The organism is Pseudoalteromonas rubra, from assembly GCF_004212645.1.
GTDB lineage: Bacteria > Pseudomonadota > Gammaproteobacteria > Enterobacterales > Alteromonadaceae > Pseudoalteromonas > Pseudoalteromonas rubra_G.
In genome coordinates, this window is record NZ_PPUZ01000037.1 from 20,285 (window position 1) to 42,513 (window position 22,229).

The 22,229-nt window shown below is 49.5% G+C and carries 17 protein-coding genes; 9 read left to right on the plus strand and 8 right to left on the minus strand.

What is annotated here, in order from left to right; all coding sequences use genetic code 11:
* Positions 1–78 precede the first annotated feature (78 nt).
* The 4 genes from C3B51_RS14060 to ahpC all read right to left on the minus strand — a co-directional run bounded on the left by C3B51_RS14060 (position 79) and on the right by ahpC (position 6,491).
* Positions 79–3,417 carry a carboxypeptidase-like regulatory domain-containing protein gene (locus tag C3B51_RS14060; protein ID WP_130245442.1) on the minus strand — a complete coding sequence of 1,113 codons (3,339 nt, stop codon included), beginning with the start codon at positions 3,415–3,417 and terminating at the stop codon, positions 79–81.
* 7 nt (positions 3,418–3,424) lie between these two features.
* Positions 3,425–3,943, minus strand: coding sequence for a hypothetical protein (locus tag C3B51_RS14065; RefSeq protein ID WP_130245443.1), 519 nt, complete (start codon positions 3,941–3,943; stop codon positions 3,425–3,427).
* Positions 3,944–4,237: 294 nt separating this feature from the next.
* On the minus strand, positions 4,238–5,809 hold the full coding sequence (gene ahpF / locus C3B51_RS14070; RefSeq protein WP_130245444.1) for an alkyl hydroperoxide reductase subunit F: 1,572 nt from the start codon (positions 5,807–5,809) through the stop codon (positions 4,238–4,240).
* A 112-nt stretch (positions 5,810–5,921) separates the two neighbouring features.
* On the minus strand, positions 5,922–6,491 hold the full coding sequence (gene ahpC, locus C3B51_RS14075) for an alkyl hydroperoxide reductase subunit C (RefSeq protein ID WP_125717811.1): 570 nt from the start codon (positions 6,489–6,491) through the stop codon (positions 5,922–5,924).
* Between the two features lie 216 nt (positions 6,492–6,707).
* Here ahpC and C3B51_RS14080 point away from each other — a divergent pair, with 216 nt between their 5' ends.
* The 4 genes from C3B51_RS14080 to C3B51_RS14095 all read left to right on the plus strand — a co-directional run bounded on the left by C3B51_RS14080 (position 6,708) and on the right by C3B51_RS14095 (position 10,159).
* Positions 6,708–7,130, plus strand: a complete 423-nt coding sequence (locus C3B51_RS14080) for a DUF3429 family protein (protein WP_130245445.1) — start codon at positions 6,708–6,710, stop codon at positions 7,128–7,130.
* 62 nt (positions 7,131–7,192) lie between these two features.
* A complete protein-coding gene (locus tag C3B51_RS14085; protein ID WP_130245446.1) occupies positions 7,193–8,029 on the plus strand; it encodes a GGDEF domain-containing protein in 837 nt (278 codons plus the stop codon).
* A 166-nt stretch (positions 8,030–8,195) separates the two neighbouring features.
* The gene (locus C3B51_RS24080) at positions 8,196–9,278 is read left to right on the plus strand and encodes a methyl-accepting chemotaxis protein (RefSeq protein WP_125717817.1); all 1,083 of its coding nucleotides are present in this window, start codon (positions 8,196–8,198) and stop codon (positions 9,276–9,278) included.
* A 95-nt stretch (positions 9,279–9,373) separates the two neighbouring features.
* Entirely contained in the window at positions 9,374–10,159 is a 786-nt protein-coding gene (locus C3B51_RS14095; RefSeq protein ID WP_130245447.1) for a class I SAM-dependent methyltransferase, read from the plus strand.
* Here the strand turns inward: C3B51_RS14095 and C3B51_RS23975 are convergent.
* Positions 10,156–10,887, minus strand: a complete 732-nt coding sequence (locus tag C3B51_RS23975; RefSeq protein WP_240701908.1) for a metalloregulator ArsR/SmtB family transcription factor — start codon at positions 10,885–10,887, stop codon at positions 10,156–10,158. The two genes, C3B51_RS14095 and C3B51_RS23975, sit on opposite strands and share 4 nt — an antisense overlap.
* Before the next feature lie 262 nt (positions 10,888–11,149).
* Between C3B51_RS23975 and C3B51_RS14105 the strand changes: the two genes are divergently transcribed.
* Entirely contained in the window at positions 11,150–11,998 is an 849-nt protein-coding gene (locus C3B51_RS14105; protein WP_130245448.1) for an EamA family transporter, read from the plus strand.
* 100 nt (positions 11,999–12,098) lie between these two features.
* Here C3B51_RS14105 and C3B51_RS14110 read toward each other — a convergent pair whose 3' ends face one another.
* On the minus strand, positions 12,099–14,576 hold the full coding sequence (locus tag C3B51_RS14110) for an alpha/beta hydrolase family protein (protein ID WP_130245449.1): 2,478 nt from the start codon (positions 14,574–14,576) through the stop codon (positions 12,099–12,101).
* A gap of 308 nt (positions 14,577–14,884) precedes the next feature.
* On the opposite strand from C3B51_RS14110, the gene C3B51_RS14115 reads away from it, so the two are divergent.
* The 3 genes from C3B51_RS14115 to C3B51_RS14125 all read left to right on the plus strand — a co-directional run bounded on the left by C3B51_RS14115 (position 14,885) and on the right by C3B51_RS14125 (position 18,495).
* Positions 14,885–15,898, plus strand: a complete 1,014-nt coding sequence (locus C3B51_RS14115; RefSeq protein ID WP_130245450.1) for a LacI family DNA-binding transcriptional regulator — start codon at positions 14,885–14,887, stop codon at positions 15,896–15,898.
* Positions 15,899–17,134: a glycosyltransferase gene (locus tag C3B51_RS14120; protein ID WP_130245451.1), complete on the plus strand. Its 1,236-nt coding sequence runs from the start codon at positions 15,899–15,901 to the stop codon at positions 17,132–17,134.
* A 134-nt stretch (positions 17,135–17,268) separates the two neighbouring features.
* Positions 17,269–18,495 (plus strand): threonine/serine ThrE exporter family protein, encoded by a 1,227-nt coding sequence (locus tag C3B51_RS14125; RefSeq protein ID WP_125779208.1) that lies wholly within the window; start codon positions 17,269–17,271, stop codon positions 18,493–18,495.
* On the opposite strand, the gene C3B51_RS14130 is transcribed toward C3B51_RS14125, so the two are convergent.
* Together C3B51_RS14130 and C3B51_RS14135 are read right to left on the minus strand one after the other, a co-directional pair.
* Positions 18,452–19,258, minus strand: a complete 807-nt coding sequence (locus C3B51_RS14130; RefSeq protein WP_130245452.1) for a substrate-binding periplasmic protein — start codon at positions 19,256–19,258, stop codon at positions 18,452–18,454. The two genes, C3B51_RS14125 and C3B51_RS14130, sit on opposite strands and share 44 nt — an antisense overlap.
* 194 nt (positions 19,259–19,452) lie before the next feature.
* The gene (locus C3B51_RS14135) at positions 19,453–19,929 is read right to left on the minus strand and encodes a methyltransferase family protein (RefSeq protein WP_130245453.1); all 477 of its coding nucleotides are present in this window, start codon (positions 19,927–19,929) and stop codon (positions 19,453–19,455) included.
* Positions 19,930–20,105: 176 nt separating this feature from the next.
* On the opposite strand from C3B51_RS14135, the gene C3B51_RS14140 reads away from it, so the two are divergent.
* Positions 20,106–22,169 (plus strand): S9 family peptidase, encoded by a 2,064-nt coding sequence (locus tag C3B51_RS14140; RefSeq protein ID WP_130245454.1) that lies wholly within the window; start codon positions 20,106–20,108, stop codon positions 22,167–22,169.
* Positions 22,170–22,229: the final 60 nt, after the last annotated feature.

Below are 22,229 nucleotides of genomic sequence, written 5' to 3' on the forward strand. Positions count from 1 at the left end.
CGATTCAGGCCAAACATACTGTCTGGCCTGAATCAGCCCTCACGGTTACAAAAAGTTACCTAATGATTATTCCATGGATTATTCCTGATTTAAGGCAGCCACCACCTGCATAATGTCTTTCAGGTCTATCTCGCCATCCTGATTGAGGTCAAAACGCGGGTCAAACTGACTATCCCCTGTTGTGGCAGACCACCCGGTTACAATTGCACTGACATCATCGGCAGAGAGGATGCTATCGCCACTAAAGTCAAACGGACTGACCTCTTTTAAAACAAAGACCTGCTGTTCACTTATGACCGTTTTGTCGTCACTCAGCATAATTTGCACGGATACCGATGTATTACCTGGTGCAGAAACGTCCCACAAGTAACGGCCCTGAGAGAATGCAATGCCAGTGGCAATTTCCGTTGTTTGGTCCCCGACCTGATAGGCAATATCCACAGTTGCCGTGTCTGCGATATGTAGTCCCGACCAATTTATACTGACTTGTTGTTCAGAACCCACCGCGTTTTCAACATTGATCAACAGTACTGGGGTGGCAACCCCCACCTGATTGACCTGCTGACTGGGCTCAGTTAAATTAATCGCCTCATCAGATACCTCAAAACTATAAGACGCATGACTATAACTAAGCTTGTATAGTCCTTTGGCGAGATTCGCAAAGCTAAAGACGCCCCTGGCATCGGTAAGCTGACGTGCTACCTCTATCTGGCTCAGGCCAACGCCGTTGGTTAGCACCACTTCAACACCCGCTATTCCCATGTCATCGGCATCTGCTACTTTGCCATGCAAGGTTGCCTGATGCGTATCTACGTAAATGCTGTTGGGTTCAGATGTTGAGTCATCAGCAATGGAGTAAACATTATAGTAATAGCGCGTGTTTGCGGATGCACTATCAACATACTCTGAGTCAAGCCCGGCAAATACCCTAACTCCATCATCTATAGATGTGGGTAAGTCGTTGACAGTTCTGGTGACCACCACTTCCTTAAGATTACTGCCCGACGGGTTTTGCCAGCTCAAGGACACAACTCGCTCATTTACGATGGCCTTCAGAGCTGAAACCTGTGCCACTACAAAACTGTTTTCCTCGGCATACGTCGGTGCCTGCGCCACGCCATTAATTCTGATATTGGCATTGTCATTTTGCTGGCCTACGGTCAGCTGCACTGTGGCACTGTCTTCGTCACTCTGAGTCAGTACATCTTCATAGTTGAGGACCAAGACCTTGCCATTAGTTTGTGGAATGGTGACATACACCTCCACTTCCGGGTATTGAGGGTATTTCTCAACCGCAATGGCGTAAGTATCGGTTAAGGGCAATATAAACTCTGTAACCAGCTCCGAATTCTTCAAGTAGGCCTGTGTGGGATCTGGCTCATCAAGGATTGGCGACAAGATAACCGCACTTTGGTCGCTTACCTTGTTAACACTCACTAATTTGCCACCGGCTATCAGCACGGTGATATGCTGTGGATGCTCCAGCTCCACCACAGTAGCCGGATCATCCCCATCAGCGTTTTGTACATCCGCAGCGCGCTCGCTGGCACCCGGCTGGCCATAGATCCGCAGCTGATCGGTCAGGTCAGTATACGCACCAAACTGAGCATAACTCGATGCACTGTAGTAGTTGGTCAATTTAAAGTCACCATGCTGGTCATACCGCTCGCTGTCGCTGGCGGGCGCGCCTGAGAATATAAAATGGCTCAACGTCAATGCATTGGTGAACTCCATCATAGTGTATTGACCGGGGAAATTGTTATCATGGGTAATATACAAAGACACATCGTTGTACTGGATCAACCCGGCCGCCAGAATGGAGTGGCCACCTCGCCCTTTCGGACGGTTGATGGAAAAGCGCAGGCTGGCAATTTTGTTTTCCATAAAATGCGGTGAGTAAAAAGCATTCATAGCAGAGATGCCCGGGAAAATCGTTCGCGGATGTGATCCTATCCAGGCATTGCCCTTAAATGCAGACTGAGACAAAAAGTAATAGCCAATTTTGGACAGGCCATGAAAAGCATCCGCAGCATCCGACTTAACATCGTAACTGCCCACCGCCTTCACATAGGGCTTTGGCGACTCGCTGTTGCGGTTGTCCCAGTGGCTTTGGAAGGTTGAAATGATCTGAGCACGCGTCAGTGTGGCGTCGATGTTCGTGCCCCAGGCAACGCCCTCACTGGCGTTGTTATAATTGGCAATCGCCGACGCGGCCATCCCGTGACATACCCCCAAAAAGCGCCGGTCCAGCCTGTTAAGGCCTTGGGTATAATCTTCAAGCCGGTAATAACCAATCACATCATAGGCTTTGCGCCGGTTTGCCGGTGCCAAAAAGCTGGCAAAAGACCTCGCCACTTTGCGCATAAAGCCAAGATACGATAACTGGTCAGGTGTACACCTATCAAACTTCCAGCATAAGAAAGAGGACAGGGAAACATCTTTGACTTCGGTTAACATAAAGCGGTTCCAGTCACCATTTTGAAACGAGAAGCCGTCCGTCGCAACATTAAATGCGGTGGTATAAACGTTCAGATTGTTGACGTCGTCAATGCTCTGGCACTGCTCTTCTTTACACACCGACACCTGCGCGCCACTGAGGTTATATGGGGCCTTAGTTAACGAAAAATCGACTCTAAATGTTTTTTTATCCGCGCTAACGTCACAGTTCAAAGCGGTGACTTTCTGGCTACTATCTTCGGCATGAAACTGATAGTTACATACATCGGTAAGCGCCGCACCATTGAGCGCTTCCAAATCTTTAAAATAAATAGAAAACTGATTTGCCGTGAGCGTCCCCGGTGAGAGGATCACCTTATCGAGATTAAAGGTGTGATCAAACGCAGCTTCAACAAGGTTAAATGCTACATTATCAATGGCATAGCCAGCATCTTCCTGCGCGATGATTTCAATGCGAAAAGACGCGATGTTTTCATCGCGAATCGCAAAGTGTTCTATACCAAATTGTGAGTCCAGGACTTCTCTGATCAACTGGCCTTCAGGGTTAAACCACTGCAGCCGGGTAGAGCTTAAATTATCAAAATATCCGCCGTCCAGGGAAAAGCTGTTAACCGTAGTCGGCTCGCCGGTTTGCGGGTCTACAAAGCGCCCTTCAATCGCGCCATTAAACCTGGGTGAGCCAGTTAATACCGGGGTGGTTGGATTGGCACTGTCTGATGTAATAAATGGCGCATCACCACCAAAGATAATACCTCTGTCGGCATATTGGTCGGTGATTGGGGTATTAATTGGGAATTCACTAAAGGTAATGGGCGTCATACCCACAGCCGCAGCTTGTTGCACAGGCACAGGTCGTGCCAGTGATTTATCGTAGTTTGCGCCTGCGGTGGACCCTTCCTGAGCCAGTGCAGACACGCTCAGTAAACTCAGCAGCGCTGTTATCATTAAATATTTCATCATCGCGCCCTCACTGTTCGCTGACCGAAATACTGCAACTCACCTGTTGCGCAAGTCGATTCATGCAAAGTGTTTTGCTGCTGGACACCGTCGGTGCGGTATCTGAGTCAGCATTGACTTCAAATCTCAGCACTTCTGCTGAGCCGCTAAACCCTGTGCTATTGCCATAGGTAAGCGCACCAAAGTGCAATGACTTACCCTGCTCGGCGGATACCGGCCCCAGGGCAACCAAAGTTCCGTCGGATACAATAAAGCTGTTGCTGGTGGACAGCGACCCTTCATTGGGGGCAACGCTAAAGTTTAGTTTCAATTCATATGCCGATATCGGCTGAGTCGAAGTCAGTTCAACTTTATACCCTTTGCTAGCAGGCGGATCTGCTGGTGGTGGATCAGATTGAGTAGGAGGAGTATTGGTAGTCGTTGCACTGGGAGAGTCAACTCCACAACCAGCCAGCGCAAACAACAGTGACGAGCAAAAAACCAGACCTAAGGTATTTCGCGCGGCACCAGACGCGATTGAGGTTTTCATTGTTGCAGCCTTATTTACGTATGCAGACTGATACAGACAGCCATTTGCCTGGCCGTATCACCGTGTTCTTCGGGTGCTGTGCTCACTTTTACTGCATACCGTTCTACCTGCGCAAGCCCAATAATCAAAGTGACCCATCATCAGCACATAGAAGTACACACGCAAGTATAGTCAAACAACAAAGGTACAAAACGCAAAGACAAAAAAGCCGCAACCAGTGCAAAACCGGTTGCGGCTTAACTGTACTCAGATGAGTACAGGCTTGGGTGTAATCCAGTGCGTAACCCTAATTTATCAGGCTGCCTGCTCGGCCTCTGTTGATTGATGCCTGATCAAATAATCAAATGCACCCAGGCTGGCCGTTGCACCACCGCCCATGGCGATAATAATTTGTTTATAGGGCTCAGTTGTCACGTCTCCGGCAGCAAATACGCCGGGTATACTGGTTGCGCCTTTGGCATCTATGGCAATTTCGCCAAATGGCGTTAATGCAATGCCGCTGCCTTCGAGCCACTCAGTGTTGGGGATTAGACCTATCTGTACAAAGATCCCCGCAAGCTCAAGCTGGTGTTGCTGATTGCTTTGTCTGTCAATGTAGGTCAGGCCCGTCACTTTATTTCCATCGCCCAATACTTCGGTTGTTTGCGCATGTGTAATGATAGTCACATTGTTCAGGCTGTGTGCCTTCTTAATTAACACTTCATCGGCTTTCAGTGAGTCGGCAAACTCCAGCACGGTAACATGCTCAACCAGGTTCGCCAGATCGATGGCCGCTTCAATACCCGAGTTACCACCGCCGATGACCGCAACGGATTTCCCTTTAAATAAAGGACCATCGCAATGTGGGCAATAAGCAACGCCGCGACCCTTGTACTGCTGCTCTCCGGGCACATTCATGGTGCGCCAGCGCGCGCCCGTTGCGATAACCAGAGATTTGGCTTTAAGGGTTGCGCCATTTTCCAGCGTCAGCTCAAGGTTGTCGCCCTGAGTCAAAGCGCTTGCGCGCTGGTTTTTCATCACGTCAACCTGATAGTCGTTAACGTGCTCTTCTAACTGGGCAACCAGCTTTGGCCCTTCGGTGGCTGAGACGGAAATAAAGTTCTCGATGCTCATAGTATCGGCAACCTGACCGCCAAAGCGCTCGGCCACAACGCCGATATTAAGGCCCTTTCGCGCTGCATAAATGGCAGCCGCTGCGCCCGCCGGGCCCCCACCAACAACCAACACATCAAATTCAGATTTTTGCGCCAATAACTCGGCCTGTTGCTCGCTGAGCGTGCTATCCAGCTTAGCAAGTACGTCACTCAAAGTGATTGCGCCCTGACTGAATAGTTCACCGTTTAGGTAAACACTGGGCACCGCTAACACGTTACGCTGCGCAACTTCATCCGGGAAAAGCGCGCCGTCTATCATAGTGGTTTTCACTTTGGGGTTGTGCGCGGCCATCAGGTTAAGCGCCTGTACAACCTGCGGACATGTTTGACAGCTCAGTGAAATATAAATTTCAAAATTCAACTCGTTTTGCAGTGAGCGGATCACATTTAGTTCCTGCTCAGATACTTTGGCGGCGTGTCCTCCGCTGTGCAGCAACGCCAATACCAGGCTGGTAAACTCATGTCCCATCGGTACGCCTGCAAACTCTATCCGGGTATCTCGCTTTGGTGAGTAAACCGTCATGCTGGGGGTGCGCTCACTATTTTGAGCCTGACCTAGGGTGATCAAGTCGCTGAGCGATGCCAATTCCTCCGCCAGCGACGCCACCTCAGCTGATTTAGCACTGTCGTCTAGCGCCAGGATCAGCTCTATAGGATCGGTCAGCGCCGCAAAGTGCTGTTGCAACTGACTTTTAATTTGCTTATCTAACATTCTGTACATCCTCGAAATTTACGCCAATAAACCGATTGATTCGACCCTCAGATGGGCGAGCTTGCAGGGAAAGTGATGGTTCGGGCCAGCCAGGCCCGAACACAATGCCTTATTACAATTTACCAACTAAGTCTAAAGACGGAGCCAGTGTTTCTTCACCAGGCTGCCACGAAGCCGGGCATACTTCACCATCGTGTGAGGCAATGTACTGAGCGGCCTGTACCTTACGAACCAACTCTTTTGCACTGCGGCCAATGCCCAGGTCGTGGGTTTCAACCACTTTGATTTCACCTTCAGGGTTAATCACGAAAGTACCGCGCAGCGCCAGACCTTCTTCTTCAATCATTACACCGAAGTTACGGGTGATTTTACCTGTCGGGTCACCAATCATTGGGAATTGAATCTTCTTGATGGTTTCAGAGGCATCATGCCAGGCTTTGTGTGTAAAGTGGGTGTCTGTAGACACCGAATATACCTCTACGCCCATTTCTTGCAGCTGGGCATAATGGTCAGCCAGGTCGCCAAGCTCAGTGGGGCAAACAAAAGTGAAATCCGCTGGATAGAAAAAGACGATAGACCATTTGCCAAGCAGGTCTTTTTCACTCACGTCAACAAATTCACCATGATGGAAAGCAGTGGCATTAAAAGGTTGGATTTTGGTGTTAATCAAAGAGGTAGTCATATTTTTCTCTCTCAGTTTTCAGGTTAAAAAGTGCGGGTCTGATTTTGTATCAGCCCTGTCGTCTGTGTGATTACTAAGATAGGGGGGATTGGATTTTTATTAAAACAGATTGTTTGAATTACTGTAATCCAAAAAATTGATGAAACTTTGGCAAAGTTTATGCGTATATCAGATATAATTAAAACATTAGCCAGAACAAACTTTTAAGAGACCTGAATGCATTCTTACCTCAACCATATCATGCTGGCCTACATTGGCTTTATTCCTTTTTTACTCTGTGTCGCACTTACTTTAATGGTGGGCAGCTCTTCAGCTGTGATCGACGCCTTTAGCTACTACAGCCTGGGTGTACTGGCTTTTCTGGCCGGCACTCTGTGGCGACCGGGAGAGCAATCGCAGCAACGCGCCGTAGTGGCTATTTTGGTGATTATTCCCTTCCCTTTACTGGCGCTGGTTTCACAGGTGATTCTATTAACCTACCTGGCAGTCGCTTACTGGCTGGTGTTAGTGTTTGAACGCAGCGCAAAAACATGGCATGAAGCCCATCAGGACTATCAAAAAATGCGTTTTACGCTTACGTCTGTTGTCTTTGTAAGTCATTTATTTATGATTGCCCAGGCCGTCGAACTAGCCGGATGAGTACTGTAAGCCACAGCCCCAGTAAAACCTGCTATAACTAAAGGGATTACGGAGGGTCACGTATGCGTCAAAAATTATTACTTGCTCTGATCTGGCTGGCAACGGCGTGTGCAATTGTGATCCTGTTACAGAACCCGGTTCAATACGCGGGAACCATAGAAGAGTTTATCTGGCTTGCCGTGGCACTGCATGTACTTGTGCTCAGCCTGCCCCACCTAAAATACCAGCTACTCTTGTATGCCTGGATCACCTACTGCGTGGGGCTTATTTTAGACCTGTTTGATGACCTGATGGCCATTGAGTTTATATCCGTCAACACCTTTGATACTTCCCTAAAGCATCTGGGCTTTATGCTGGTATGTTATGGCCTGCACACCATTATTCAGCAAAAGCGCGACACCATCACTGCACTCAACCATGAAATCGCACAGCGCCATAAACTGGAGCAAAAGCTTAAGTTTGATGCATCGCACGACGAGTTAACGGAGCTTGGAAATCGTCGGGCATGCTTTGAGCAGTTTGAGCGTTTATGTGCGTCCAGTACTTATCTCTACTACTTTGATTTAGATAATTTTAAACAAGCTAATGACTGCTATGGCCATCATATTGGCGATAAAATACTGCAATCGGTAGCACAGGCGATGAGCAAACAGTTTAGCGCGGATGCCTGTTTTCGTATTGGCGGAGACGAATTTGTGGCCTTTGCTCAAGATACCAGCTTACAAGAAGAAGCGCTGCGCGCCGCATTGATGGAAGAAGTCTTCGAGTACGGAGTGGGTGTTAGCATTGGCAGAACCAAAGCCGACCCTAATATTGACCCGGATGTACTGCTCCACCAGGCCGATTTGGACATGTACGAAAATAAGGCCAGTAAGGCGCTTCGTATGTCCGTCAGATAATATGACCAAGTGTCACTTGGGTGACTTTTTGCCCGTATTTTAGCCACATTAAACTCAGTGCTTTTTACTTATTTTTTATGTAGATCATTGTTTATTTACATAAATCTAGCACTTTAGTGGCTTCGCTGCTATGCTGCAGACAGTTTTGATAGTCGAGGGAACCTCAGTGTTAAAGAATTTTTTTGCCAATAACAGCCAGCAATCGGAAATACAGCAGTTAAAAGCCGAGCTGGCCGCTCAACGACAGGCTTACGAGCAACTGGAGGCAGAAAAGCACGCGATGCAGCGCGAGCTAGTTGAAGCACAACAACAATTAAACGACAACACAGACAATCAGCTACTGCAATGTGCCCTGTCCGGGTTGGGTCAAATTCATGAAGTGCGTGACGCGGTGCTGCGCAGCCTGCATCAGATAGAAGAAGAAAGCAGCTCCATTTCTCAGGTCAGTGCGTCGTTCGAAACCTCCGAATCTTCGCTGGAAAAGATCCTCTCCGGCATGTCGAGTCTGTCAACCAATATGGCCAGTATGACAGACAATATCTCGGGCCTGTCGCACATGGCCGACAACATCAATACCTTTGTGACGACGATTTCAAAGATCTCTGATCAGACCAACCTGCTGGCGCTGAACGCAGCCATTGAAGCAGCCCGTGCCGGTGAAGCGGGTAGAGGCTTTAGCGTGGTCGCTGATGAAGTGCGCGCGTTGGCGAACAATACCAATGAGTCGGCCAACGAAGTGTCAGATCTGGTTAAAAAGATCATAGATACCACTCAGCTGACGGTTGATGGCGTGAATGTGATCCAAAACTCCAACAACGACCTGTCTTCAAGCATTGCTCATCTTAATGACGAGTACGGCAATATTGTTAGCTGCTGCGGCTCGATGAAAAAGACCATTGTCTCGGCCTCATTACAAACCTTTGTCCAGACTGCCAAGCTCGATCATGTGGTTTGGAAAGGTGAAGTGTATGGCGTTATTGCCGGCAACAGCAATAAGCGGATCACTGAATTTGCCGACCACACCAGTTGTCGTTTGGGTAAATGGCTCAGCGGCGAAGCGAGTAAAGGGCTGAATAAGTCGGGTATTATCAATCGCATTGATGGCCCGCACAAAGAGGTCCATCGCGCGGGTGTCGAAGCTATGACCCTGTTTGTCGCGGGTGAAAAGCAAAAAGCCATTAGCGAGCTAAATCGTATGGAGCAGGCCAGCCGCGATGTGCTGAGACTCCTGGATGAAATAACCCACTAAGCCACGCAGGGGAGGCCTTACATAATCCGTTGGTTTATCCCCTACTGCGCTTCTGCTATCATCGCGCCTTTGTTATTTTTCCGGACAGTAATGTTATGTTGATAGAGCCTGACTGGCGCGTATTAACCGTCGGCGATGGTGATCTGAGCTTTTCTTTGTCACTGAACAAACAGCTAAAGCCTGGCCATTTATGTGCCAGTATCTACGACGATGAAGTAACGCTGAGAAGCAAGTACCAGCAGCACGCGCTAGATGAGTTGCGCGCGCAGAATGTGCCAGTACTGACAGAGTTTGACGTCAACAATCAGCGCAGCTGGGCGACCCTGGCAGGTCGCCAGTTTGATGCTGTGATCTTCCAGTTTCCTTTGATCCCCGCGTTTACCAGCAAACAGGCATTTGATGCGCAGACACTGTCGACCAACACGCTTAATCGGCGATTATTGCGCAACTTTGTTGATTTTAGCCATCGCTTTGCACTGGCCCCCGACGGCCCAATGCTCGCACTGGTCACCTCGAAAGATGTGAAGCCCTATTGTGAATGGAATCTGGAAGGGTCTTTGTGTACTGGCCTGGATTACCGGTATCTGGGCCAGTCTGATTTTAACATTAACGCGTTTGAAGGCTATCGGATCCGCAATGTCGACAGAGATAAACACGTAAAAGACACCAGCGGAATTACCTACTACTGGTCGGCAAAGCCACACACAGGTTTGCGCCAGTCGCTCAACCAGCCGCCCTATTTAACCCACAATCATTGTGCCATGTGTCGTGCAGGTCCATTTCTGAGCGAGCAAGACAAACAGGCGCATTGGGGGTCAAAAAAACACGCCTTGATGCACAGGCATGAACAAGACTGGCTCGCCTACCTGAAGCAACACTAAGCACAGCAACTTTGCTGACGAGCAGGCCTATCTCCCATTTTAGCCAGTCTTGTCAGCTCCAGTGCGATACTGTCAGGCTCGCCAAGCAAAGTACGCTGCAACACCTGCTGCATCCAGCAAGGCAACTGTGCATTTAATGCGTAGTAGACCCACTGGCTTTGCTTGCGCACGGTGAGTATGCCCGCTTTTCTGAGCTGTGCCAGATGTCTGGATACTTTGGGCTGGCTGGGCTCATCCAGCGCAACCATTAACTCACACACACAAAGCTCCTGCTCTTGTAAAATTAGCAGTAAAGTTTTCAGCCTCAGCTCATCACTCATGGCTTTGTAAAACGTCATAGGTGTGATGGGGTCGGCTTGTTCGAACTCAGCTAAAAGGGCACGTACTTTACAGTTTAATTCGTACAAGGCCTTGCGATACGGATTAAAAGGTTCAAGCACTTGCTCTAACTCAATGTGCCACATGTGTGCGCTGGCGGCTTGCTCAGCGGTTTCGGAGTTGCCGATATGAATACACATGTCGCAATGGGGCTCTCTCAGCTCACTGTGGCAACTCTCTGTGTTGTGAGCAAGGCCAAACTCCGAAAGCGCTTGCTCGGCCTGAAGGCTTAATTGCTGGCTGGCGGTTAAGCCATGACACACCCGGATGTTCGGATTGTGATGTTTCAGTAATGAAACAACTAACCACACCAGATCTGAGTTTTCTGCACTCACATAGATACTTTTCACTGCACTGCTCTCCTACATACGAATTAGATTATATAACGAAAAGCAGATGCCGTTAATATCCAGGTGCGCTCATGCGGCCAACAAGCAGGTTAATTAATTCCGCAACTTGAAAGAAAATTAATACACAATGCTAATAAAATTTAAATGAAAATCGCTTAAATTACCGCAATATCGAAAATCATGGAATAATGTATACAAAGCTATTGAGCAGTGTCAGTTTGATAAGTAGACTGGCGGCCTTCATTTATGACGAGACTTCTCGATGCATGTTTTAAACAAAAGCTTTCTGTATGCCATCGCGTGCTTGTTACTGGCAATGGTCACCATTCAGTCTGGCGCTTCGATTGCCAAACAGCTATTCCCGCATGTTGGTCCTGAGGGCACAACCGCTTATCGCTTGGGGTTCTCGGCCCTGATCTTATGCCTGGTGTTTCGACCCTGGCGACACCTACCCAAAAACTGGCGCCCGGTCATTTTGTACGGCCTCAGCCTGGGTATTATGAATCTGACTTTTTATTATGCGATAGAGCGTATTCCGCTCGGGATTGGCGTCGCACTGGAGTTTACCGGACCGCTGGCTGTGGCGTTATTTTCGTCCCGGCGTAAACGAGATTACCTCTGGGTCGCGCTGGCATTGGCCGGCATTTTATTGCTGCTACCACAAATGGGCGAAGTAGATGGCCTGGACCCGATAGGCGTGGTGCTTGCGCTGACCGCTGGTGCCTGTTGGGCTGGCTATATTCTGTTTGGCAAAAAAAGTGGTGGCCATGGCTCTGGTGGCACGACCGTTGCGATCGGTATGAGTGTCGCTGCTGTTGCGGTGGTGCCGGTTGGCGTGGTATCGCAAGGCGCTGCGCTGCTTGACTGGTCGTTGATCCCCTTGGGTATCGCCATTGGTTTATTATCCAGTGCATTGCCATACAGCCTGGAAATGGTCGCGCTAAAGAAAATGCCCGCTCAGGGCTTTAGCATTATGATGAGCATGGAGCCCGCCATCGCTGCGCTGGCCGGTTTGATGATCTTAGGTGAATTGCTGAGCGCCTGGCAGTGGCTGGCGATCTTTATGGTGATCGCCGCATCACTGGGCAGTTCAATGTCTGCAAAGGAATAATTCACTGATTATTTAATGGATTACTCCACGGATTACTCCACGGATTACTCCACGAATTATTCCACGAATTATTCCATGGATTATTCACGCATTATTCCTTTTACATCGGCCAGGGCGTGGCAGGCTCTGGCACTAATTCAAACCGCAACGCTTCTGGTACCTGGTTAATCTCTTCGATCAGTGGCAATGGATCAAAGTGGCGTTGCAACCAAATTTGCTGCTCCCACAACATATGCAATACATCCTGCTGATTACTATACTGGTGATCGCTTTCGGGCAGCAGCACCAGACGCGCTCGTTTACCCAAGTCATTTAATGCGCTGAACAGGCGTTCACTTTGCACCGCAAAACTACCCGGCTGACGGTCCTGATAACCGTGGATCAATAACACTGAGCCAGCAACATTCGCAGCATAAGCCAGCGGTGAGCTCGTCAGATAAGCTTGCGGGTCTTGCCATAAAGTCCCAATGCGCTGCTCAAACATAAACGGCGCCAGCGTGAAGTTATAGGTGCCACTGCGTGCAATACCAGTCACAAACAAGTCCGTATTGGCCAGTAAGTCCACCACAATGGTTGCACCCGCGCCGTGACCACCAATGGCCACTTTACTGACATCCGCAATCCCCTGTTGTGCAAGCACTGCCACAGCGCCTTTGGCGATTGACTGCCATTGCGTTCTGAGCTCTGCAGGGATGCCCTGCTCACCTGGCAAGGTAAAGCCATCCACTTCAAATACGGCATAGCCCTGTGCCAGATGTGGCAAGGGGCCAAAATGATCCAGCGGCACAAAGTAATGAGGAGAACGAAATGCCTGCGTGCTCTGTTCGGGTGATTTCACCCACATCAACACAGGTATACGGCCTAAGCTGGGGTCATAATTGACCGGCAGATACAGCGTACCTGACCTTTGTGTGCCATCCCCGCTATCGAAGCTCAGCACTTCGCGAGACAACCCCCGCAAAGCCGGATAGGGATGCCTGAAATGTGTGATCTGCTCGACGGAACTGAAGGTCCTGTCATGCACAAAGTAATTCGGCTGCTCCTGTTTAGACTGTCTGAGCGTAATGAAACGCATGCCCTCATCGTCCAGCAGTGCAACGAACTGTTCAAAATACGGGGCCTGAGATTGCCATAGTCGGGTGCGGGTGTTCGTTCTGGCGTCAAACCGGTCCAGAAACGGCAGATCCTCGCCTTGCGCTCGTTCAGTACCGCGAATAAACAAGTAGCGGCTGCCCACCACCTTTACAACCTGTGCACCGAGATCATTGCGAGTTGTCAGCCACTGCTCTGAGTTTGCATCCGACACTTTATACCGGGTTACTTCCAGCGGATTACGTTGCGGCGCCAGTGGATTGATCACCGACGTGCGCCAGAAGCGTTCGTTTTCTGCCGTGGTCAGCAAGGCGATGTTTGAGTCGCCCCATTGCATCGCAACAAAAGGCTCCTGCAAGGCCATAAACAAGCGCGGCTCTCGTTTAAAGGGTGATGCAATATGGTACAAACCATAGTCGTGCTCACTATCACCTGCTTGTACCCAAACCACAGTAGCCCCTTTGTCTGCTCGCCACTGAAAGTGACTGCGCATTGGTGCAGCGCTGGGCTGTGAGATGGCAGCCAGTACGTTTTGTTCTTCCGTTTGAGGCGCAGACAATACTGGCTGCACCACAGGCCGGTATAACTCATACAAGGCAAATCCAGTCATGCCCCAGACTTGCCAGACACTGGGGTGATCTGCCAGTGTTCGCTGGACCGTTTGTGACTGCTGCGGTGCTTCAAGCATGGCCATTGCAACCAACAGATTAGTGGCGTCCGGTGAGGGCGAAAAATGATGAAAATAAGCCGGCCCGCCAATGGCCGTTGGTCGCCCCTGCAGCGGCACTTTGATCAACTGCCCCTGCGCATAATGTGCAAAGGCTTGCGTCGAGAGTGATTCAGCCGTTTGACTCACCAGGTTCAGTGCGCCATGTGATTGCGCCACCACCGGCCCAATCAAATGCGACTGTTGGGCGGCTTGTGGCTGCTCTCCGGTATGATTGACAGCACTGTTGATCACCAGCGCAAAGCTGTCGGGCAGCCAATGATAAGGGACTTCACTAGTGACGCCGTTAAGCGGAAAACGCGACACTGCGCGCAGCTCACGCTGCTTGATGTCGTACACCCATAAGCGGCCATCCTGCTCGTTAAGCAGAATAAAAGCCAAATAGCGGCCATCGGCACTCCAGCGCGGGGCAAAGACTTTGCCCGGGGGCAGGTCGTTTACTGCAACCTCAGCGCCGGTTGCCACATGTTTAAAACTCAGGCCCGAATAGGTTGTCAGGCCCAGGCGCATAAAGGTGGTAGGATTAAAGTGTAAATCGCCGTAACGCACACCCGACTCGCTCGCCTGCTCGGTCTTTTTTTGCTTGGTCAGCAAAGCCATCCAGACATGCTGCTCATTGAGCAACACTTCGGGCATAGGCGCTACATCAACGAGTTGCGCAATTTCTTCTCTGGGCACCTGATAACCACCTGACGCCAACGCAGCATTGACCCACATACAACAAGCTAAAAAAAACAGCAAAGCCGGGCTCTTATTCACCACTTTTCTACCCTTGAATTCGTATCTTAACCTCTCATGATATAACGAAATCCCTTAAATGTGCACTAGTTTAATAGCAATCTACATAATTTTAGTCGCCAGCGCTGAGGCGAGAAAACTTCCCAGATAACAAGGCAGAATATTTTATATTTAGTTGTTATGAATAAACGTTTTCTAACACTTTGAGGGGTAATTCTGCACCTCAAACCGGTTATGAATTAGTGTTGATCGGGATTAAGGTGCAACCGGGCGCAAAGTTACGGTAAACTAAGCGTTCGTCAACCGTTTGATCAGCTATTCAGGCCATTATGAACAACAATAAAAAGCCAGACAAAGTGACCATATTCGATGTCGCCAGAGAAGCGCAGGTGTCAAAGTCCACCGTCTCTTTGGTACTCACCCATTCAGACAAAGTCAGTGATAAAAGCCGGGAAAAGGTGCTCGCCGCCATCGACAAACTGGGATATGTCTACAACCGCGATGCCGCTGCGCTGCGCAGTAAACGCTCCAATCTGGTCGCTTTGGTGATCAACGACCTGACTAACCCTTATTCCGCCCAACTGGCAGTGGGCCTTGAGAAACATATTTATGCGTTAGGCCTGGTGCCTATGCTGGTTAATACCAGTGAAGACCTGACGCGTCAGCTGCAAGTCGTCAACACATTAAAAGAGTACAATGTTAGCGCCTTTGTGATGGTGCCCGCACCGGGCACCACCATGGAATGGGTCAACCAGCTGATTGACTCGGGCTTTCCGGTGATCAACATCATGCGGGAAATCCCCTACAGCAATGCGCCCTGTATTCTGCCCGATAACCAAAAAGGCACCCACCTGGCCACGCTGCATTTGCTCGACCAGGGGTTAGAGCGACTGGCGTTTTTGGGGGGAACACCTGACATCTCGGATTACCACGAGCGCCTGGGAGGCTTTCGCAGTGCGCTGGCGCTACGCAATATGACTCAGCCTATGCCGGAAATTGCGGCGCAAACTAATCGCCAGGGCGGCCGCGAGGCATTTAGTACCTTGTATGCCCAGGCGCCGGAGACTCAGGCCGTGGTCTGCTTTAGTGATGTCATCGCGTATGGGGTGATGGAAGCGATGCGCGAACATGGACTGGTACCGGGCAAAGACATCAAAGTGGTCGGGTTCGATGACCTGGCCGACTCCAGATTGATGAAACCTGCCTTGTCTTCTGTGCGCATCGACGCCGATGACATAGGCAAACGTACCTGTCAGGCACTGGCAGAAATTATGAATAAATCGCAACCTGCGGTACGCACCCTGGTGGATGTATCGCTGCAACTCAGAGAATCTTCCATTTAAATGACACAAGTTTTAGTAATTGGTTATGTCTGGCCGGAGCCGAATTCCTCGGCCGCCGGCAGTCATATGATGTCCTTACTGCGCTTTTTCCGCGCTCAGAACTGGCAGGTTGAATTTGCCAGCCCGGCCCAGCAAACCGAGCATATGGCTGATTTAAGCCAGGAGCAGATCACCTGCACACCCATCACGCTCAATTGCAGCAGCTTTGACGACTATATCACTCGGCTCAAGCCCGATATCGTGATGTATGACCGCTTTATGATGGAAGAGCAATTTGGCTGGCGGGTCGATAAGTTTGCGCCCGACGCGCTCAAAATTCTCGATACAGAAGATTTGCAATGCCTGCGTAATGCACGCCATGACGCGCATAGAGCACAGCAAGCTTTTACACTGGATAACTTACTGGACAGTGACTTAGCCAAACGCGAAATCGCCGCCATTCTGCGCTGCGACCTGTCTCTGATTATTTCTGACTATGAACATCAGTTACTGACATCTCACTTTGGCGTGTGCGAAGATTTGCTGCATCACTTGCCATTTATGGTGGACCTGGAGGCAATCAATGGCGAGCTACCAGATTATCAAGCCCGTCAGCACTTTATGACCATAGGTAACTTTCGCCACGCCCCTAACTGGGACGCGGTACTCTATCTGCAACAGATCTGGCCGATGATCCGCAAGCAACTACCGGATGCGCAACTGCATATTTATGGCTCTTACCCGCCACCCAAAGCGACCGCGCTGCATAACCCTAAAACGGGCTTTTTAATCAAAGGCTGGGCAAAAGATGCACTGAGCGTGATGGCACAAAGTAGAGTGTGTCTGGCGCCGCTGCGCTTTGGTGCCGGGATTAAAGGCAAGCTGCTCGAAGCCATGATCACACAAACCCCGTGTGTAACCACAAAGATCGGTGCAGAAGGCATGCACGGCGATTTACCCTGGCATGGCGCGATAAGCGACTGCCCGCATACCTTTGCGGCTGAAGCCGTAGCTTTATATCAGGGTGAAGCGCGCTATCAACAGGCCCAGCAAAACGGGCTGGCGTTGCTCCAGGCTCGTTATGACAAGCGCGCCCTGGAGGTTCAACTAAAACAAAAGATTAGCGATACACTGAATAATTTAACTGCGCACAGGCGCGCCAATTTTACCGGCAGCATGTTACGACACCACACACTTCGCAGTACCCAATATATGTCACAATGGATTGAAGCAAAAAATGCAAATAAAATGCGTTGAATTTGCGTGAAAAGTGGTTAGAATTCGCGGCAATTTAGGTTATTGCCTAAACTGAGTGTGGAGGCGAAACAAGCTGTTAGCTTCCATACTGCAAAGTTGCTGTCGATTTTTACTTATAATTAGGTTACACGCCGTTGAATTCAGCCACCTTTACACAAAAACGCAAGTTTATTGTTAAATTAGGCAAAATGCTTCATCAATACGGAACCCCGGCTTATCGCCTGGAAGCCCATCTGATGGAAGTTGCCACCCACCTGGGCCTTAAGTCGTCCTTTGTTATGTCTCCGACGTCGGTCACATTTGTGATCTGGACAGAAGGACATGAGGATGAATACACCCATGTTGCCCGCGTAGAGCCCGGCGATCACAACTTGGGATCCCTTGCCGATACCGATGATGTGGTAAATCGCATGCTGGCAGGTGAACTCAGCATAGAGCAGGCTGATCAAAACCTGGATGCCATTGCCCAGGCAAAGGACCCATATGGCCGTTTACTGACGGGTATCGCATTTGCGGTGTCGGGTGGCGCGTTTGCCATGTTAATGGGAACCAGCTGGAATGATGTGCTGTGGTCTGCGGTGTTATCTATCCTGGTCTTTATCTTTGTGCTGTGGTCTACGCGCTCAAAGCGGGTCACCCATATGCTGGAGCCGGTAGTGGCCATCGTTTCTGCGCTGGCAGCCTGTGCGATTTCGTCGTACCTTGATCCTATGGTCAATATTCGCCTGGTGGTGTTGTCGGCCATCATTGTTTTTATACCGGGGCTGGCATTAGCACTGGGGTTTGCAGAGCTCTCTGCACGCCATCTGGTGTCGGGCACAGCGCGGGTGATGGATGCCATTATGTTGCTGTTTAAGCTGTATTTTGGTGCTTTTTTGGGGATCAGTATTGGCTTTTTCCTGTTTGGACAGAGCGATTATGTGCAACCCGATCCGCTTCCCAAATGGACAGCCTGGATGGCAATTTTGCTGCTGTGTAGCAGCCTGATTGTGATTTTCCGCACTAAGCTCAAACACGCCAGCTGGTCAATTGCATCGGGCTTTATCGCCTACGCCGCCAGTATTGGCTCGGCGGTCTATCTGGATTATTCGCTGGGCACCTTTGTCGGAGCATTTGCCGTCGGCGTGTTTAGTAACGTGTTTAACCGGACCGTTAACGCGCCGGCTTCGATTGTCGCCATGCAGGGCTTGATCGTGCTGGTGCCCGGGTCAAAAACCTATATTGGTCTGAATTCTCTAATAGAAGGCCAAAGCTTTGTTGCTGCCGATCACATTGGCCAGCAAACCTTTTTAATTTTTATGTCGTTAATTGCTGGTCTTATCTTTGCCAATGTGGCACTGCCACCGAAGAAAAGTCTGTGATTTTACCGGTCTCCTGGTTTTGCCAGGAGACACCCCTGCCCTTATCTGCAAACATTTCCTTTTCAACTTGCCCTAAATAAGCTTCAATGATCTGCTGATACTGAGCACTGTGCTTAAACTGCACCAGCGCGCGATTAAAACTGTCCCTGAGTGATTTATCCTTAAACGCTACGCTCGCAGGTACGGGGGGGATCAAGTAATGATGACGGAACAGCGTCAGTGGTCGTCGCTTGTCTTTGAGCCGATAGAAGTAATAGAAAATATACTGATCAAGCACCGCAAAATCATAGCGCGACTTTACCAGCATTTGCGGGATCACGGACATATCGGGAGACTCCCTGTAAACAGCCTGCTCAGACATCTTTCTGAATGCCGCACCAAAGTATCCGGGCGCGCCCTGAAAAGTGATCACGGAATGGTCCGCCAGCGCGCCAATAGACTGAGGTGTCAGGTTCCTCCTGGCCAACGAAAACACCATAGGCTTGTAAATGACAATGGGTTCACTGATATAAAAGCTCTTGCTGTCTTGCGTCGAAAAAATTGGGGCCATGAGATCATACTGCCCCGTACGTACCAACTTTTCAGCGCGCCCCAGCGCCACAAACTCCAGGCGCACTGCGTATCCAAGCTGTGCCAGTACGGCTTTGGTAATATCCAGATCTATGCCACTGCGCTCTGGGTGGTTAATGGTATGAGGAGGCCCCTCACTGCTAACCAGCTCAAGTACCTGGCTTGATATTGCAAAGCATACAGGTGTGCTCATAAATATAAGCACGGTAAACACATCAGTGATCCGCTTAAAAACACGCGCTTTAGTACTCTGAGCATCTGGCATAATTACACGTACTTTCCCGAATCGCTGACCTACTCTTACCCTAAGTGTAGAAATTATCGACAGGAGGTAAAGTGCAGGGGATATGAGCGCACAGTTAGGGCTGCCCAAAACAAAGCAAAGGCCTAAATCCAGCGACGAGTTGTACTCAGAAAGTCTCGATAGGCCTGTCCATAGGTTTTGAGTAAAAACCGCTCTTCCGGCTTTATCTGAAAACGAGTCATATAAGCGATAAAGCTCAGTACAGCGAGCGCACCTGCTGGTGATCCCAGATACCAGTTTTGTGCAATCAATAAGCACAGAAATCCGACATACATAGGATTGCGGGTAAAGTGATAGATGCCGCCAGTTACCAACGTCGATGCTTTATCGACATGCACCGGATCAACACTGGTATTATGGCGGCGAAACGCCCAAACTCCCGCCAGAGCAACGATAATACCAATCGCGCTCAGCACCAGTGTCCCGCCAATTTTAAGCGGCTCAGACACAGTGACATGCCCGGCTACCTGAACCAGGCCCCAGCTCAAGAGCATATGTAGCAATAAAACAACCAGTGGGGGTATTTTGGTATCCAAAGGGTGCGGCTGTGATTCTGACATAGTAACTCCTGTGCATTAAAATATGTCATTTAATTGATATGTCGCAATTATTTATCCCATAAAGCTGACGGTTAATCGCAAACACTAGTTTTCAGCCTATGCTAACGTAAAATGTTGCTCACTAGCACTACACCCTGCGGTCTAGTTTATAAAAAAGTGTAATCCAGAGAACATTTATGAAACTAATAAAAACCTCGCTCGCGCTTGCCATTGGCCTTGCCAGTGCCAGCACCTTTGCCGCATCGGCAAAAGATACAATCACAGTTGAAGATATTCCTACTATTCAACGCGTTATTCAAACAGCAGTGAGCCCGGATGGCGAATCGGTGGCATTTCGTCGCTCAGTACCCCGTGAGCTGTACGTAGACAGCAACGGTAAAAACTACAGCGAACTGTATGTTGTTGATGACGAAGGCAATGAAGTGCCTTTCATCACAGGTAAAATCAACGTAGGTAAGATTGAATGGTCAGCAGACGGCAAGTTCATTTACTTCACGGCCAAGAAAAAAGAAGACAAATTCACGTCACTTTACCGCATCGCAGTCGATGGCGGTGAAGCACAAAAAGTACTGTCGCTGAAAGGCACCTCTATCAGCAAGTATCGCCTGAGCCCGAACGGTAAGCAGGTTGCTATCCTGGCTATGCCAGCCAAAGATGCAAGCGAAAAAGAGCTTAAAAAGCTTGGCTTTATGGCAGAAGTATATGAGCTGGGCCTGAAAAACAAGCAGCTACATTTGGTCGACCTGGCACAGACCAACAAACCGCTGACGCCTGCCGTGGTACCTGTTGAGGGTTATGTTAGCGATATCAACTGGTCTGACGATGCCAGCAAATTATTAGTAAAAACCCAGCCAACAGCGCTGATTGATGATCAGTATATGAAGTCTCAGTGGCATGTGATGGATGTGGCAACGCAAAAAATCACCACCTCGTTTAAAACCGAAGGTAAGCTTGGTGAGGCGGAATTCTCACACGATGGTAAATACATTGCCATTTTAGGCGCCGAAGACAAACACGACCCGGCTAAGGGACGTTTGTATCTGGCCAATGCCAAAACCGGTAAAGTAGAAGAGTGGATCCCGAACTTTATGGGTCACTTCAAAGACTTTGAGTGGTCAAACCGTAAAAACGTACTGAACTTTATTGCCGATGTGGGCGTTGAGACTTTCATTGGTCAGGTTAAAGTAGGCTCAAGCAAATACAAAAAGCTGGTTAAAGAAGGCAAGTTTATTGCGCACAGCCTGTCAGTATCTGATTCTGACAAAACCATTGGCGTACGAGCAGAAAGCCCGAAACACCCAAGTGAAGTGTTTATGGTGCGCTCTAAAAAGCCAACCCGCTTAACCGATTCAAACCCCTGGTTGAACGACAAGCGTCTGGCGAAACAAGAAGCGATTAGCTTCAAAGCCCGTGACGGCGTTGAGATTGGTGGTGTGCTTATCTACCCACTGGATTATCAGGAAGGCAAACGTTACCCTCTGATCATGGCGGTACACGGTGGTCCTGAAAGCCATGACAGAAACGGCTGGCTGACCAGCTACTCAGATCCAGGTCAGATGGGTGCAGCACGTGGCTATGCGGTGTTCTACCCGAACTATCGCGGTTCAACGGGCAAAGGCGTGGATTACTCTAAACTGGGTCAGAGCGATTATGCCGGCAAAGAGTTTGACGATCTGGTCGACATGAAAGAGTACCTGGTTAACATGGGCCTGGTTGACACCAAGCGCGTTGGTATCACCGGTGGCTCTTACGGTGGTTACGCTTCTGCCTGGGGCGCAACTAAATTGACCGAACACTTTGCAGCCAGTGTGATGTTTGTGGGTGTAACCAACCAGCTGTCTAAGTTTGGTACGACCGATATTTCAAACGAAATGTTCCTGGTACATGCCCGCTCCTACCCGTGGCAAAAATGGCAGTGGTACCTTGAGCGCAGCCCAATTTACTGGGCTGGCCAGTCGAAAACCCCACTGTTGATCATGCATGGTAAAGACGACCCGCGTGTTCACCCGGCCCAGTCTATGGAACTGTACCGCTATATGAAGGTACAAGACAAAGACGTACGTCTGGTTTACTACCCGGGCGAAGGTCACGGTAACCGTAAAGTTGCTGCGCAGTATGACTACAGCCTGCGCTTAATGCGCTGGATGGATAACTACCTGATCCACGGCAACAAAGACATGCCAGCGTATGAAATTGACCATGCCGCTAAATTAAAAGCGGTGAAAGAGCAGAATAAATAAGCTTCTGCTTTTTATGGTATAAAAAGACAAAAGGCTTGCCAGATTGGCAAGCCTTTTTCT